The sequence below is a fragment of the Methylovulum sp. genome (assembly GCF_028687615.1).
Classification (GTDB): Bacteria; Pseudomonadota; Gammaproteobacteria; order Methylococcales; family Methylomonadaceae; genus Methylovulum.
Genome location: NZ_JAQTZU010000002.1, coordinates 1 through 16,840, shown reverse-complemented (window position 1 = coordinate 16,840; position 16,840 = coordinate 1). Strand labels below are relative to the sequence as shown.

General features: G+C 48.0%; 13 protein-coding genes. 9 read left to right on the top strand and 4 right to left on the bottom strand.

Annotated elements, in window-relative coordinates; all coding sequences use genetic code 11:
• Positions 1-2 precede the first annotated feature (2 nt).
• From dnaJ to nhaD, 3 genes are all read right to left on the bottom strand, one after another.
• On the bottom strand, positions 3-1,142 hold the full coding sequence (gene dnaJ / locus PHH59_RS01425; protein ID WP_300010082.1) for a molecular chaperone DnaJ: 1,140 nt from the start codon (positions 1,140-1,142) through the stop codon (positions 3-5).
• Positions 1,143-1,522: 380 nt separating this feature from the next.
• Positions 1,523-2,731, bottom strand: coding sequence for an AmpG family muropeptide MFS transporter (locus PHH59_RS01420; RefSeq protein ID WP_300010079.1), 1,209 nt, complete (start codon positions 2,729-2,731; stop codon positions 1,523-1,525).
• Positions 2,732-2,876: 145 nt separating this feature from the next.
• Positions 2,877-4,211, bottom strand: a complete 1,335-nt coding sequence (gene nhaD / locus PHH59_RS01415; protein WP_300010580.1) for a sodium:proton antiporter NhaD — start codon at positions 4,209-4,211, stop codon at positions 2,877-2,879.
• 187 nt (positions 4,212-4,398) lie between these two features.
• Here nhaD and PHH59_RS01410 point away from each other — a divergent pair, with 187 nt between their 5' ends.
• From PHH59_RS01410 to PHH59_RS01370, 9 genes are all read left to right on the top strand, one after another.
• Complete coding sequence (locus PHH59_RS01410) at positions 4,399-6,051, top strand: nitrite/sulfite reductase (RefSeq protein ID WP_300010076.1); 1,653 nt, start codon at positions 4,399-4,401, stop codon at positions 6,049-6,051.
• Positions 6,038-6,493 carry a DUF934 domain-containing protein gene (locus tag PHH59_RS01405; protein WP_300010073.1) on the top strand — a complete coding sequence of 152 codons (456 nt, stop codon included), beginning with the start codon at positions 6,038-6,040 and terminating at the stop codon, positions 6,491-6,493. The genes PHH59_RS01410 and PHH59_RS01405 overlap by 14 nt, the downstream gene beginning before the upstream one ends.
• Positions 6,494-6,892: 399 nt before the next feature.
• Positions 6,893-7,996 (top strand): ATP-grasp domain-containing protein, encoded by a 1,104-nt coding sequence (locus PHH59_RS01400; protein ID WP_300010070.1) that lies wholly within the window; start codon positions 6,893-6,895, stop codon positions 7,994-7,996.
• Positions 7,997-8,082: 86 nt separating this feature from the next.
• Positions 8,083-9,066 (top strand): methenyltetrahydromethanopterin cyclohydrolase, encoded by a 984-nt coding sequence (mch, locus tag PHH59_RS01395; RefSeq protein WP_300010067.1) that lies wholly within the window; start codon positions 8,083-8,085, stop codon positions 9,064-9,066.
• A 26-nt stretch (positions 9,067-9,092) separates the two neighbouring features.
• Positions 9,093-9,656 (top strand): thioredoxin family protein, encoded by a 564-nt coding sequence (locus tag PHH59_RS01390; protein ID WP_300010064.1) that lies wholly within the window; start codon positions 9,093-9,095, stop codon positions 9,654-9,656.
• Between the two features lie 20 nt (positions 9,657-9,676).
• Entirely contained in the window at positions 9,677-10,849 is a 1,173-nt protein-coding gene (locus PHH59_RS01385; protein ID WP_300010061.1) for a phosphoglycerate kinase, read from the top strand.
• Between the two features lie 151 nt (positions 10,850-11,000).
• Positions 11,001-11,240, top strand: coding sequence for a DNA-directed RNA polymerase subunit omega (gene rpoZ, locus PHH59_RS01380; protein ID WP_300010058.1), 240 nt, complete (start codon positions 11,001-11,003; stop codon positions 11,238-11,240).
• A gap of 14 nt (positions 11,241-11,254) precedes the next feature.
• Positions 11,255-13,405, top strand: a complete 2,151-nt coding sequence (locus PHH59_RS01375; RefSeq protein ID WP_300010055.1) for a RelA/SpoT family protein — start codon at positions 11,255-11,257, stop codon at positions 13,403-13,405.
• Between the two features lie 577 nt (positions 13,406-13,982).
• Complete coding sequence (locus PHH59_RS01370) at positions 13,983-14,909, top strand: hypothetical protein (protein WP_300010052.1); 927 nt, start codon at positions 13,983-13,985, stop codon at positions 14,907-14,909.
• Between the two features lie 455 nt (positions 14,910-15,364).
• Here PHH59_RS01370 and PHH59_RS01365 read toward each other — a convergent pair whose 3' ends face one another.
• Positions 15,365-16,663, bottom strand: coding sequence for a tetratricopeptide repeat protein (locus PHH59_RS01365; protein WP_300010049.1), 1,299 nt, complete (start codon positions 16,661-16,663; stop codon positions 15,365-15,367).
• Positions 16,664-16,840: the final 177 nt, after the last annotated feature.

Sequence of the window (16,840 nt, the reverse complement as noted above, 5' to 3'; positions counted from 1 at the left end):
GATTAACCTGTCAATTTATCGAAAAAATTCTTCACGCCATCCAAAAACGAATGTTCTTGAGGGCTATGATGTTTGCCACCGCCTGTCAACGATTCGCCCAGTTGCTCCACCAACGCCCGTTGCTCTTTGGTCAAATTGACAGGGGTTTCTATTTGCACTTTACATAACAAATCGCCAACTGGCCCGCCGCGGACTGGTTTTACACCTTTGCCGCGCAAGCGGAAGGATTTTCCTGTTTGGGTTTCGGGTGGAATTTTCAGCATGACCTTGCCATCCAGCGTAGGCACTTGAATTTCATCCCCCAAACAAGCGGTTACGAAACTGATCGGTACTTCACAATAAAGATTTGCCCCGTCACGCGTAAAAATCTCATGGTCTTTCACGCGGATTTCGATGTACAAATCCCCTGCCGGCCCGCCACGTTCCCCTGCTTCGCCTTCGCCACCCAAACGGATACGGTCGCCCGTATCGACACCCGCCGGAATTTTTGCCGACAAGGTTTTCGATTCCTGGACGCGGCCTTGCCCATAACATTTTCCGCACGGGTCTTTAATCTGCTTGCCCGTGCCGCGACAGGTCGGGCAAGTCTGCTGCACGGAAAAGAAACCTTGCTGCATACGGACTTGACCGTGACCGTGGCAAGTGGAACAAATAACCGGAGACGAACCTTTTTTCGCACCAGAACCATTACATTCGCTACAAGCCACCAACACCGGAATACGAATTTTTTGTTCCGTACCGGCAACCGCTTCTTCCAGCGTAATTTCCAAGTTATAGCGTAAATCCGAGCCGCGTTGCACACCGCCGCCACGCTGCCGTCCACCGCCAAAAATATCCCCGAAAACATCACCGAAAATGTCGCTAAAACCTTCCGCACCGCCAAAACCACCAGGCCGCCCACCCATCGACGGGTCGATACCGGCATGACCAAACTGATCATAAGCGGCGCGTTTTTTCGGGTCTGACAGCACTTCGTAAGCTTCTTTCACTTGTTTGAATTTAGCTTCCGCGGCTTCAGGATTGTCGGCATTTCTATCAGGATGGAATTTCATCGCCATGCTGCGGTACTTTTTCTTGATTTCGGCATCGCTGGCATTGCGATCAACACCCAGTACCTTATAAAAATCTTCTTTATCTGCCATGTGTATGTTCGACCTTTTTTCTGAAAGTTAAATAATTATTCGTGAAATCGCAACGCAGTGCCAGCGATAATCGCCAGCCAGTGAAAATTGGGTGGGCTTTCAAGATATTACAATCCCATTCAATAAGCTTACGTGTGTTTCATAAGTACTTGCCCACAAAAGCGGGAGCGGAACAATCCATGTCCTATGCAAGCACTTATGAAACAATTGATATTGAACGGCATTTTTTAAACAAGGGATGTGGGGGCGATTATTGAAAATTAAATCTCTGGATGAAAGTTTTTTTGGCGTTGCTTGAAAGGCCGGCTTGATAGCTTTAAGGCTTTGCGGCCCACAATGATTGGCTCCCACATTGAACAAGAGGGAGGCCATTGACCTCTTTATGAATTATGACTAGCAGGCTGTTGACCATGCCACGGGGCGACTTTAAGCAAAAGCAACATACCCGGTAGTGTGATGGCAAAACAAAACAGGAAAAAACCCTGCCATCCGAACCATTCTACCAAATAGCCCGTCGCGGCATTGGCAAAAGTACGCGGCACCGCCGCCAAACTGGTGAATAAGGCAAATTGTGTGGCAGTGTAAAGTGGATGCGTGGTATGGGCGATAAAAGCGACGAAAGCTGCGGTACCCAAGCCTACCCCCAAGGCTTCGATGCCAATCACGGCCGCCAGGCATAACAAGCTATGGCCCATTGTGGTCAACCAGGCAAAGCCCAAAATGGCGACCATCTGCACCAAACCAAAAATCCACAAGGCACGGTTAATGCCTAGTTTAATCATCCAGACACCACCGACCAAGCCGCCGAAAACACTAGGCCACAAACCAGCATTTTTGGCGACCAGGCCAATCTCGGTTTTACTAAAGCCCATATCCAGATAGAACGGTGTGGCAAGCGCGGTCGCCATGCTATCGCCCAGTTTATAAAAAAAGATGAATGCCAATACCCAAGCCGCTGATTTTAGGCCATTGCGGCTGATAAATTCTTGAAACGGTTCAATCACGGCGGCCCGCAGGGTTTTAGGCGGGGCATATTCAAGCATAGGTTCGGCGACAACCAGGGTCATGACAATACCCGGCAACATGAACAAAGCGGTGATGACAAACACCAGATTCCACGGCAAATGATCCGCCAGAATTAAAGACAGGGAACCTGGCACCAAACCGGCAATTTTATAGGCATTGACATGGATGGCGTTACCTATGCCCAGCTCCGTATCCGGCAATAATTCCCGCCGGTAAGCATCCAGCACAATATCCTGCGAGGCGCTGAAAAAGGCCACCACCACCGCCAGATAAGCAATGGTCCATAAATCTGGGGTTGGATGCAGCACTCCGAACACCGGAATGACCAGCAATAGCGCAATTTGGGAAATGAACAGCCAGCCGCGCCGCCGTCCTAATGGTGGGCTATAGCGGTCAAACAAAGGCGACCAAAGGAATTTCCACGTGAACGGCAATTGGATCAGCGCAAACAAACCTATCGCTTGCAAATCCACGCCTTCAGAACGCAACCAGGCAGGCACAAGGCTAATCAAAATATACAATGGCAAGCCAGAGCTAAAACCAGTGAATATGCAAATCAGCATGTGCTTGTTAAGCAGCTTCCGCCAAATGTTTGTTGTCTCTGTCATAGGTATAAAAATAGAAAAGGCCGACAGCCACTGAAAAAGCTGGCTACCGGCCTTGTTGAGGCTACAACGTTACACTAGAGTAAAGTGCAAATTTGGATGATCAACCATTAATCAGATAATGGGTGAAAATACTGGCGGCATAGCCTGCGGCAATCGCAGGGGTCCATTTCAGATGGCTGAAGAAGGTGTATTTATGGTCAGACTGGCCCATCAAGGCCACACCAGCGGCTGAACCGACTGAAAGCAACGAACCACCCACACCGGCGGTCAACGTGACCAACAACCATTGGTACAGATCCATATCAACGCCCATGTTCAATACCGCGAACATGACCGGGATGTTATCGACAATCGCCGAAATCAAACCGACCATGATGTTGGCTGTGGTTGCGCCCAAACCTTCGTACATCGCGCCGGACAACAATTCCAGATAACCGATGTAACCCAAACCACCTACCGCGAAAACCACGCCGAAGAAAAACAACAAAGTGTCCCATTCCGCATTTTTGACGCCTTCAAAAATATCAAAACCGTGTCCACCTTTTGGAGCATGGACTTTTTTCAAGTAGAAACCGTACAACATCAATGCAGACAAACCGACCATCATGCCCATGAAAGGTGGCAAATGCAGGACTTGTTTGAAACTGACCGCCGTGGCGATGGTAAACAGGAACATCACGCAGATTTGGATCGCGCCGGGTTTCAATTTAACTGCTTCTTCACTGGTTTCTTTCGGTTGCTCATCAGGCACGGCAAAATACATCACCGCCGCAGGAACTGCGTAATTGACCACGGAAGGGATGAACAATTTGAAGAAATCAAAGAATTCAGCATATTCCGCTTGCCAAACCATCAAGGTGGTGATGTCGCCAAACGGACAGAAAGCGCCACCCGCATTCGCGGCAATCACTAAGTTGACGAAACCGATGCTGACGAATTTGGGGTTGTCCGCACCAACCGCCAACACCACCGCGCCAACCAACAAGGCGGCGGTCAGGTTATCGGCAACAGAAGACAGGAAGAACGTAATCACACCCGTAATCAAAAACAATTTACGGTAGCCGAATTGTTTTCTGACCAGCCAGGAACGCAACGCTTCAAACACATTACGTTCTGACATGGAATTGATGTAAGTCATCGCCACCAACAAGAACAGCATCAGCTCGGCATATTCTTTCAAATCATGCTCAAAAGCCGCGTGCATATCTTCGGCAGGCACACCTTTTTGCTGCGCCAAAATAGACGCATGCGCCCAGATAATCCCCGCCGCCAAAATAACGGGTTTTGATTTACGCAAATGCGTAAATTCTTCGGTCATCACAAAAGCGTAGGCGATGATAAAAATCAAAACGGTAAAAATGCCCCGTTGTGTCCCGGTCATGTCGAGGTTCGCAAACCCCTCCGTTTCCGCCATCGCCAGTTGCGGCACTAGCATTGCCACCAGCATCACCAATAAAAAACGAACCACAATACCCCCTCTCTTTTAGTAGTTTAAATGAAACAAATACACAAAAATTAACAGTTAATGGTATCACCATCCAATAAATTTTGTCATTTTATGACGCAGAGTATATGATGATTAACCATGATTTTTCGCCGGAAAGGCACTTAAAACAGGCAACATGTATCAATATAACGAAATAGACCAAACCCTTGTCAATGAACGGGTCGCCCAGTTCAGACGGCAAACCGAAAAGTATTTGCAAGGTGAATTAGCAGATGAACAGTTTCGGGCCTTACGTCTAAGAAACGGCCTTTACATCCAAACCCACGCGCCCATGTTGCGCGTCGCCATCCCTTATGGCCTGCTCAGTTCCGCCCAGGTGCGCAAACTGGCGCATATCGCCCGCACTTACGATAAAAACTACTGCCATTTCACCACCCGCCAAAACGTCCAATACAACTGGCCTAAATTGGAACAAGTGCCGGATATTTTAGCCGAACTCGCCACGGTACAAATGCACGCCATCCAAACCAGCGGCAATTGTATGCGCAACACCACCTCCGACCACTTTGCCGGCATCGCCGTCGATGAACTGGAAGACCCACGCCCGTATTGCGAAATCATCCGCCAATGGACAACCTTGCATCCTGAATTCGATTATTTGCCCCGCAAATTCAAAATCGCCGTCAGCGGCGCATTGCATGACCGAGCCGCGACCCAATTCCATGACATTGGTGTGCATCTGGTCAAAAATGACGCTGGCGAAACCGGATTTAAGATACTCGTCGGTGGCGGTTTAGGCCGCACCCCGATCATCGGCCAAGTCATCCGTCCGTATCTTGAGAAAAAACATTTGCTGTCTTATCTGGAAGCCATCTTACGGATTTACAATCTGTTTGGCCGACGCGACAACAAATATAAGGCACGGATCAAAATCCTCGTTAAAGAAACCGGCATGAAAAAATTCACCGATATGGTCGAAGCCGAATGGCAACAAATCAAAGATGGCATGGAACTGGGCGACGGACGCATCGCAGCCATCAAAGGCCATTTCACCCTGCCGGATTATGCAGCCGACGCCGCTGACGATTTAAGCTTCGGGCAATATTTGCAAGACAATCCGGCATTTGCGACCTGGTACAAACAAAACACCGTCAGCCATAAAATCCCAGGCTACCGCGCCGTGGTCTTATCGCTCAAAGCCCCCGAAGTGGCGCCTGGAGACACTACGGACGCACAGCTAGACGCCGTTGCCGATTTGGCGGACCAATTCAGTTTTGGTGAAGTGCGGGTCACACACCGCCAAAACCTAGTCTTCGCCGATGTCAAACAAGCGAATTTGTTTGGTTTGTGGCAACAATTGGTAACGCTCAACTTGGCGACACCCAATATCGGCACAGTCACCGACATGATTTGCTGCCCAGGTCTAGATTTTTGCTCATTAGCCAACGCCAGTTCCATCGGCATCGCCAAAGAAATCAACGAAGCCCTGGATGACATGGATTATCTGCACGACATCGGTGATGTCAAAATCAACATGTCCGGCTGCATGAACGGCTGCGCCCACCAAAGCGTCGGCCACATCGGCATTTTGGGTGTCGATAAAAAAGGCGCCGAATGGTACCAGCTCACCTTGGGAGGTTCGTCCGAAAACGAAGCCGCGATTGGCGAACGCTTAGGCCCCGCCGTTGCCAAAAACGAAGTCACGCAAGCCATCACTACAATACTGGATGTCTACATCAAACAACGCCTAGAAGAAGAGAGCTTCCTGGACATGGTAAAACGGGTGGGAATCGACCCCTTCAAGGAGCAAGTCTATGCAAATCATTAAAGACCAACAAATTATCGACGACAACTGGCAATCACTGGCGGATGATGACGAACTGGCAACCGGGGACATCAGCGTGTCTTTAAACCGTTGGCAACAAGAAAAACCGAAATTGCTGGCACACGACGGCAGACTCGGCATCCGCATCAACCCTGCCGATACCGTCACCGATTTTGCAGATGATTTGGACAAAATCGCCTTAGTCGAGCTGGATTTCCCTGACTTCGCCGACGGACGCTTATTTACCCACGCATGGCTGTTGCGCAGCCGTTACGGTTACCAAGGCGAAATCCGCGCCACAGGCAACTACATGCCAGACCAAGTGTTTTACTTGTCGCGTGTCGGCGTAAACGCGTTTAAACCCGCTAAAACAGGACACCTCCCTGTTGAACTGGGTTATCTGAATGATTTTACAGTCAATTATCAGGCATCAGCAGTCAATTAACTCCCAAATCCCATGACCTGAAACCTAAAAACCCGCTAAACCGGTATGGCTTAGCGGGTTTTTTTGTTAGGTTTTCGAGTACCCTAAAAGCATTAAAGCAAACCATTTTTCTCTTTCGCTTCAGAAATTGATGAACAAAACGGCGTGTTTAACAATACCTGCAATTGGGTTTCCTTAAACGTTTCAACATCTCCAACAACCGCAAAAACGTTAAGATCGGGTTGAATAACCCGCCCTGCGTTAAGATGTAGACTTTGAAAAGCTGGATGGGCTGACGATAGGAAGCCCATCCATACCCACAGCTAATGATGCGTTTCCCTTCGTTCAGCACATCCTATGTCTACATCTCGTTATAAGTAGTCATAACTAGATGATTAGTCGCTATAAATTTACCCATCAATGAGCAACCACCTCCTAATCCTCGCCAACTCCGCCCGAATGTTGGCACAAGCCGCACACCAAGCTGGCTTTATTCCCATAGTAATTGATTTATACGCCGATAGGGACACGCGCGAATCAGCCCATGCTTGGCGGCAGGTGGATTCTTTGCGTGAGGATGATATAGCTCCCGCCGTAGCGTTTTTCTTAAACCATTACCCAGTCAAGCGAGCCGTTTATGGCAGTGGTTTTGAGGCTTTTCCTGAATCCCTCGCTTACTTGCAACAACGTCTGCAACTTTGCGGCAATTCGCCGGAAACCTTTGCCAACATCATCGACAAACACTATTTTTTTCAGGTATTGGCTAGCTTAAACATCCCTTATCCCATTAGCGTTTTTTCTGCACCTGATGATAAAAATGATTGGTTAAGCAAACCTTTGCGTGGGCAAGGTGGTGTCGGTATTAAAACCTGGCTGGCGGATAGCGTTGTGGCTGGTTGTTACTGGCAACGGCAACAATCCGGCATCCCCCATTCGGTATTGTTTTTGGCGGATGGACACCATGTGCAAGTCATTGGTTTTAATCGGCAATGGACGGTGGCAATCGGCACGGAAGCGTTTGTGTTTGCGGGGGTGATCAACCAAACCGGGTTAAGCGATCAGCAAAAAGCGTTAATCGGCGGTTGGTTAGGCAAATTAGTCCCGGCGTTCAATTTAACAGGGTTGAATTCTTTGGATTTTTTGCAAAACGGTGAGGATTTGTGGGTTTTGGAAATTAATCCGCGCCCTTCGGCGAGTATGCAATTGTATGCTGGCGATCTAATGACCCAACATATCAACGCCTGTGCAAGAAGATTGTCGCCTATTATGGATTTTCCGCCAGTTCAATCCTGCGCTTGCCAAATCATTTACGCGCCTTGCGACCTACCTATTCCCGACACGATGCAATGGCCTGAAAATTGTTTGGATATACCGCCATCGGGCGTTATCTGTCGCAAAGGCCAACCGATTTGCAGTATCATTGCCCACCATAAAACAGCACAAAGCGTGTGCGAACAGTTACAATATCGGCAACGCAACATTTTGTGGCAATTAGGTATTATTTCACACAAATTGCCGGATTAAGACTTTCAGGTTTTAACAACATGAAAAGTCTAAAAAACTCACATTTATTACCTCTTTCATAACAAAACAATCAGGTTTTCATCCTCATGGAATTCAAAGCTAGTGTAAACAAACTCGCCCAACCCTTAGTGCAAGAGCTGCTTAATAACGCCGACAAATATCGTCTGCACCTGCAAACGCTGGACAATGGTTGCACGATTATCGACGCAGGCATCAACGCCCCAGGTGGTTTGGAAGCGGGCCGCATTATCACGGAAATTTGTCTGGGCGGCATGGGCACGGTGAGTTTGTCACAAAGTGCTTACACCGAAAAATGGCCTTTGACTGTCAACGTGCACAGCACCCATCCGGTATTGGCGTGTCTGGGTAGCCAGTACGCAGGCTGGAGTTTGGCGCATGAAAAATATTACGCCTTAGGTTCCGGCCCGGCGCGGGCGATGGCGACTAAAACCAAAGACGGCGTGGCCATGCCCGTTGAAGAATTGTACAAAGAATTGGCCTATCAAGATGCCAACGACCAAACCGTGCTGGTGATCGAAAACGACAAAATCCCGCCTGTGGAAATTGTCGATAAAGTCGCCGCCGCCTGTGGCGTGTCGCCAGAAAATCTGACTATCATTGTCACGCCGACCAGCAGCCTCGCAGGTTGTGTGCAAGTCGTCGGCCGCGTCTTGGAAGTGGCGATGCACAAAGCCCACGCCCTGCACTTCCCTTTGGAAAATATCATCGACGGCAGCGGCAGTGCGCCTGTGTGCCCACCACACCCTGACTTCGTGCAAGCAATGGGCCGCACCAATGACGCGATTTTGTTCGCTGGTCTCGTGCATATTTTTGTTAAAGGCAGCGATGAAGCGGCGGAAAAATTGGCAAATGAATTGCCTAGTTCGACTTCCAAAGATTACGGCAAACCGTTCGCACAAGTTTTTAAGGAATACCAATACGATTTCTTCAAAATTGATGCGATGCTGTTCAGCCCTGCCAGCGTCATTGTGACCGCTGTGGAATCCGGCAAGACTTTCCGCGCCGGACGTTTGGATAACGAGTTGTTGAATTTGTCATTTGGTGCTTAATTAATCTACTTTTTTGGGGGCTTGCTATGGCTGCATTGGAAACGCCGGTTTGTGATTTTGATAAACCCGCACCGGATTTTGCCTTACCGGGTGTTGACGGACGTATTTGGACTTTAGCCGATTGCATGGGCGAGAAAGGCTTGCTGGTGATGTTTATTTGCCAACATTGCCCGTTTGTCAAAGCCATCCATGAGCGCATTCTGCGTGACACCCGCGAATTGCAAGTCTTTGGCATTGCCTCGGTCGCCATCATGTCCAACGACACGGAAGCATATCCAGAAGATTCGTTTGCCAATATGCAAAAAATAGCTCAGGAACATCATTATCCCTTCCCCTATTTGCTGGATGAAACCCAAGAAATTGCCAAGGCTTACGGCGCAGTTTGCACACCGGATTTTTTCGGCTACAACGCTGATTTTAAATTGCAATATCGCGGACGTTTGGATGCCAGTCGCCGCGAAACCGCCCCACCTGATACAATACGCGAATTATTTGAAGCACTGAAATTAGTGGCGGCTACAGGCCAAGGCCCTAGTGACCAAATCGCCAGCATCGGCTGTTCCATTAAATGGAAATCAACGAACCCCTAAACAAAAAGCGAGAGTGAACTATGTCAATTCAAAAAATGCTTGATCTGGATTTATCAGGTAAACGTGTATTAATCCGTCAAGATTTGAACGTACCCGTGAAAAATGGTCAAGTGACCAGCGACATCCGTATCCAAGCCAGTATGCCTACCATTGAAAAAGCCCTGGCAGCCGGTGCGGCGGTGATTGTCATGTCCCATTTGGGACGTCCGGTTGAAGGCCAATATGACGAAGAATCGTCACTGAAGCCCGTTGCTGAACGCATGGCGGAATTATTGGGCAAACCGGTACGTTTGGAAAAAGATTGGTTGGACGGCGTGACAATAGCACCTGGTGAAGTGGTCTTATGCGAAAACGTCCGTTTTAACGTCGGCGAAGAAAAAAATAGCGATGAATTAGGCCAGAAAATGGCGAAATTATGTGATGTGTTCGTCATGGACGCTTTCGGTACTGCCCACCGCGCCCAAGCATCGACGCACAGCGTCGCCAAATTCGCGCCTATCGTTTGCGCCGGGCCGCTATTGGCCAGCGAACTGGATGCACTGGGCAAAGCCCTGGAAACCCCAACTAAGCCTTTAGTCGCCATCGTCGGTGGTTCTAAAGTGTCTACTAAACTGACCGTTTTGAAGTCTTTGTCGGAAAAAGTTGACCAACTCATCGTCGGTGGCGGCATTGCCAACACCTTTATCGCGGCGGCAGGTTACCCGGTGGGTAAATCGCTGTATGAACCGGATTTGATCGAAGAAGCGCAACGCCTGATTGCGGCGGCAAAACAAGCGGGTTCAGATATTCCAATCCCTGTCGATGTCGTCTGCGCGAAAGAATTTTCAGAAACCGCCGTCGCCACCGTGAAAAAAGTGGCGGATATTGAAGATGATGATTTGGTATTGGATATTGGCCCTGAAACTGCCGCGCAATATGCCGGGTTGTTAAAATCCGCCGGCACTATCGTTTGGAACGGCCCGGTCGGTGTGTTTGAAATTGAACAATTCAGCCACGGCACCCAGACACTGGCGAAAGCGATTGCCGAAAGCCCTGCATTCTCACTGGCTGGCGGCGGCGATACGTTGGCGGCAATCGACCAGTTCGGCATTGAAAACGATGTCTCCTACACCTCAACAGGTGGCGGGGCATTCTTGGAATTTTTGGAAGGAAAAGAATTGCCCGCCGTGGCGATCTTAAAAACCCGACAATAGACTTGCCGCCATTATTTATAATGGCACACTAATATAAGTCCACCGCACTTTCTCCGTTCTGTTATAGTCATAACGGCGTAAGGTACGGTGGACTTTTATTTTTTTACGGTGTACTGCACACCGATTTTCATTTTTATTACAGGAAACATTAATGGCTAGAATCACTATCGAAGATTGTTTGGAACATGTGGAAAACCGCTTTAAACTGGTGCTGTTAGCCAGCACCCGTGCCCGTCAGCTCAGCCAGGGCGCGACTGAATTCCTCCCGCGTCAAAAAGATAAAGATACCGTCTTGGCGTTACGCGAAATTGCAGCGGGGCATGTCACCGACGAAAACATCAAACGCCTACACCGTACCGTTGAAGTCCAGGATTATCCACCCGCATTCTGATTGTCCCAGCTTCCATGAACGTGCTTGACCGCCCCCAGGATATACTCGTCCGCCGCTTGTGCGACACCTTGTCCGGCTATCTGGAACAAAGCCAGATAGCCGATTGTATCCGCGCCTATGAATTTGGTGCGCGGGTCCATGAAGGACAAGTCCGCAAAAGCGGTGAGGACTATATCTGCCATCCGATTTCCGTGGCGATCAGCCTGGCTGAAATGCACATGGACGCTAACGGCATTATGGCGGCGATCCTGCACGATGTCATAGAAGATTGTAAAATCAGCAAAAAACAACTTGCCAAAGAATTTGGCAGCGAAGTAGCCGATCTGGTTGATGGCGTCACCAAACTTGGCAAAATCGACGACAAATCCCGCGCCGAAGCCCAAGCCGAAAACGTCCGCAAAATGTTTTTGGCAATGGCGAAAGATTTGCGCGTGATCATCGTCAAATTGGCGGATCGTTTGCACAATATGCAGACCATCGGTGCAATGCCAGCAGACAAGCAACAACGCATTGCCCACGAAACGCTGGAGATTTACGCACCGCTTGCCAACCGTCTGGGCATGAACGATATCCGGCACAAACTGGAGGCGTTAAGCTTTGCGGCGATGTATCCCGAACGCTACGACGAATTAAAAAATGCCGTCAAAAAAGAACGGGGGACTCGCCGTAAAATCGTCGAAACCATCGAAAGCGCGATTAAAATCCGTTTAACGGAAGCAAATTTAGTTTGTGAAGTGGCGGGCCGGGAAAAAAACCTCTACAGCATTTATAAAAAAATGACCGATAAAAAAATTTTATTATCGGATGTCTTTGATATTTATGCGTTTAGAATTTATTGCGATAGCGTCGATACTTGCTATCGCGTGTTAGGCGTCATCCATAACTTGTACAAACCCATTCCAGGACGGTTCAAGGATTATATCGCCCTACCTAAGGAAAATGGCTACCAATCGCTGCACTCGGTGTTGATGGGCCCGTTTGGCGTGCCTATCGAAGTCCAGATCAGGACGCATGATATGCACCGCATGGCGGAATCCGGCATTGCCGCGCATTGGCTGTATAAATCCGATGATGATAAAACCGAAAAAGTCCAGGCCCTGGCAAATGAATGGTTGCGGGATTTACTGGAAATCCAAAAATCCGCCGGCGATTCATTGGAATTTATTGATAACCTGAAAATCGACCTTTTTCCTCAGGAAGTCTTTGTTTTTACGCCTAAAGGGGCCATTATTAAAATGCCGCGCGGTGCCACGGCGGTGGATTTTGCCTACGCGGTGCATACAGACATCGGCAATGCCTGCGTCTCCGCAAGAATCGACAAACAGCTCGTGCCTTTGCAGACTAAACTCGAAAATGGCATGACGGTGGAAATCATCACCGCAGTCTGGGCACGGCCCAATCCGTTGTGGCTGAATTATGTCATTACCGTCAAAGCCCGTTCCAGCATCCGCAATTACCTAAAAAACTTCAAACAGCAGGAAGCCATCAACCTAGGCCGCCGGTTATTGGAAAAAGAGCTGCAAATGATGAATTTGCAGCTCGATAACATCGAAGAATCCCGCCTCAAAGCTTTCCTCAAAGTGATTGATTTAAAAACCCTCGATGATTTGCTTGAAGACATAGGCTTGGGCAATAAAATGCCATTTTTAGTTGCCAAACAACTCACCCAGGATGACATCAACGCCAATATCAAACTAAATGGCAACGAGAAAATCCAGAAAACTCCGCTGATCATCAAAGGCACCGAGGGCATGGTCATCACCCTTGCCAAATGTTGCCGCCCGATTCCAGGGGATGCCATCATTGGCTTTTTTAACCCAGGCACTGGCATCGTCGTGCATCACCACGAATGCCGTAACCGTGTCGTATTGCGTAAAAAAGACACTAGCTGGTTGGATGTGGAATGGAGCCAAGATATTATCGGCGATTTTCCTGCCGAGTTACGCCTGGAAATCATAAACCAACGCGGAGCCTTGGCAACTATTGCATCGGCGATTTCTGAAATGGAATCGAATATTGAAAACGTCAATGTCGTTGACCAAGATGACCGGGTTTGTGTCGATTTGATTACTTTAACCGCCCGTGACCGCGTCCATTTGGCAAAAATCATGCGCCACTTGAAAGAACTGCCCATCGTCCTAAAAATCACCCGCGTCAAAGCTTAATGCCCTGGATTATTGGATTCGACAACCTAATACCTTCTTCAATTATAAATTTGTTTAGCTGACCATAAGGTAACTCGCAGAAAATAAACCGCCACAGATTCTCAGCACAAAGTATTAAATCCACTAAAAGAATCGTCCACGAAAAACACTACAACACGATGTTTTTTATTATTTTTTCGTGCCTTTCGTGATTTTCGTGGACTATGTTTTTTTCTTGTGTCAGGGGGTATTTATTGCGAGTTGCCTAAACCACAATACTGTTGACTTAACGCTCGTGCATAATGCAAGGGCAATATGAATTAGGATTCGGCCAATATTAACTTCCTGATTTAAGACCTGTCAGGTCTCTACGGTTTCGGCAATAAAAGTTCGGGAAGTTATTTTTAGCCAAATCCTTAGTGCCTGAACTTTTTAACGGAGCTTTGTCGTGATCAATAGTATTCGTATCTGGTTTCTGCTTGCTTTTTTGTTGAGCTTATGCTCAAACGCTGTTTGCAGCGAAGAAATCCGCTTATTGTCGTGCCAGTCCACACGGGGGGCGTTGAGCTATTTGCAACCGCCAAGGCGGGTACTGATTGTGCCTTTATTGAGCGGAGATTCCGACACCAAGGGAAGCAAGAGGTGGGCCGAGAAGCCTGCCGACAAAATAGAAGTCTTTTATCGCAAGCAGTTCAAGGCGGTTGTCAAGCAATTGCGTGATATTTGGAGTTGGGAAGATTATTACCAACAGGCCGGGCAAATATTACAAGAGACTCCCCCTTTTGACCGGGTTATTTTTATCGGTCATGGCGGCTTCGATGGCCCGATACTCAATGACAAGGTGTTTTGGAAAGACCTCACGATAAGTGGCACCAATGGGAAATTGTTGCAATTTACCGAAGCGCAGCCTGGGCTTAAGGATGTTTTGTCGATTGACTATAATATCAATAAAAATCATATATTTACCGACTATATCTCCGCACATTGGCTGGAACTGGTGCAGATGGATCCAATCGATATCCGGCATCAGTTAAAGGGGCTGGAAAAACAGTTGCAACCGCTAGACCAAGCTTGCTTCAAGCGTTATTGCGCTCCCGATAAGCTGGCAACGGCCCGTAAGGAGACATATAAATCCCGAATCAATCTCTGTGAAACTGTTTGCCGCGAACCGCTATTCGACCTAAAGTCATACGTTGAAATATCCCCGGAACGCTTATTACTGTTTACCAACTCCCTGAGTTCCTTGGTGACGGCGGACGGTTTGATTTTTTTCGGTGCCTGCAATCCTGGCAGCGAAGCTCCGAATGACATACCAAAGAGAGGTGATGCTAAGTTTTTAATCAACACAACGCTAGCTGGCGGCCCTTACCAAAGTTACGTCCATCTCATCAGCTCAGCCACGGGCCGCGTCACGGCCGGCCCAATTGGGGACAGCAGTGCAGAGGATGTTGTCAAGAGAATCATCCGCTTTGAGAGCAATAACCATCAACATTTTTTATGTGTCGTCGCTCCCGCACCACATTAATCACCCGTGTACCATATACTTCAAACGGTCAAGTTTTCGGTTTTTATTGGTTTTTATTGAGAGGAGCGCGTATCTATGGGGCATAAAGGCATCCTGCCAGCGGGTTGCGGTCAAGATGACCGCGCTCCAAAACCAGCCGGGCACCGCTAAAATCCAGCTTTCTCATTATGACACTCAGCAAAGTAGGCTGGGGTGTACCCGCAAAGGGCATAAAACGCAAAGAACCCCAGCAGAGTGGCTTGTGGTGCCAGGATTGCGCTATCGCTTCATCCCCAGCCAACGACACTATGCTTTTCGTCCGATTTTGTATGTTTTTGGCTTTCTCGGTCAGGCACGAACTAAGGAACGGGCATGAAATAATTTCCGCACCGGCTCGTCAGACCTGTCAGGTTTTCAAAACCTGACAGGTCTTGATCCGCGAATTTATTCCATGCACATTCCTAAATGAAAAACCATCACAATTCATCCAATAAATCCCGGATAGGTTCGGCATCATCTTGATTGTTCAAAATCCTGAACAACTCCATGCTGAGCAAATAATAACGTTTTGCTTCGGTTTTGTTGCCCTTGAGTTGATACGCCAATCCCAAATGGTTGTAGTCAATTGCCAGGCCATTTTTGTCGCCTAATTGCTGGTCAATTTGCGAAGCTTTTTGCAACATTTCAATCGCTTTGTCCAAATCCTTGCTGGTTTTGTAAACAATCCCTAAATTTCTGTAATTTATGGCAATTCCAGTTTTAACATGCAGTTTTTCATAGAGCTGTAAGGCTTTTTGATACATCACCAAAGTATTCGGCAAATCACCACGTTTTTGATAGGCATTGCCCAAATTATCGTACTGGCGGGCAATTTGTTGTTGATCACCGATGGCTTCATGCAATTGCAAGGCTTTCTGGTAGCAAGCAATCGCCTGCCCTGATAAATCAGTGGTATTAAAATAAGCATTGCCCAAGTCATTATAATTTTTCGCTATAACAGCCTGGTTGGCTAAGGCTTCATTAACTTGCAGGGCTTTTTGGTATAGTTTTATAGCGGTATTAAATTCACTTCGTGCCTGATAGACATCCGCTAAATTGCTATAGGACTCTGCTATATTGGTTTGATCCTGATTGGTTTCCGCCAACTCCAACTGTTTTTGAAAGGCTACTATGGCCTCGTCTGATTTACCGGTTTGGTTTAACAATCGCCCCAATTGCCGCCAGCCACCCGCATCGTTTGGTTCAAGTTCGGTGGCTCGGCGATATGCCGCCAAAGCGTCTTGGGTATTGTCTAAAGAAGCCAAAATCCCCAAATGCCGCAATGCACCAGCCTTTTGTTTGGCTTCGGTTTGCGAATTTTCCGCCAATTGTGCAAACAAGGCTTTTGCTCCAGTGGTTTTGCCCTGCGCCAGACCAGTTATTGCCGTGTTGACAAGCTCTTCTGTCCCCAACGTGTCTTGACCATTGCTTAATGCCGTAACTGCTTCGGTCAGAGCTTGAATTTGCTGGCCTTGAGCCTCTGTTTCCGGTTGCTGCCGGGCAATTAACGCCGCAGTGATTTTTTCAATTTGGGCGGCATCAATAATCCCCGGCTGAACTGTTTTAACGCCATAGTTTTGGCAGGCTTGCAGGCTGATGCCGCACACAAAAATCAAAAAAATTGTTTTAAACAGCGTTTCGCAAATTACCAAACGCCGCCTCACGCCATTTGTTAATTTATTGGAAAAATTAAAGCATCCCTGCCTAAAACCAATTGCCGTGTAATCCTTGTTCATACGATAAGCCTCAGTAAATTAAAAATGTAGTAAGCATAGTCCTGCACTGTAAAGTAATACCAATCCCAATAAGTTTCTATGACAACACCGCCCAGCTCCGAGAGCAAAGGGATCGAATGGCGTCCGGTTGCAAAGCAAATTTATTCCAAGCCTGACAGCAGACATCAAGAATGTCGT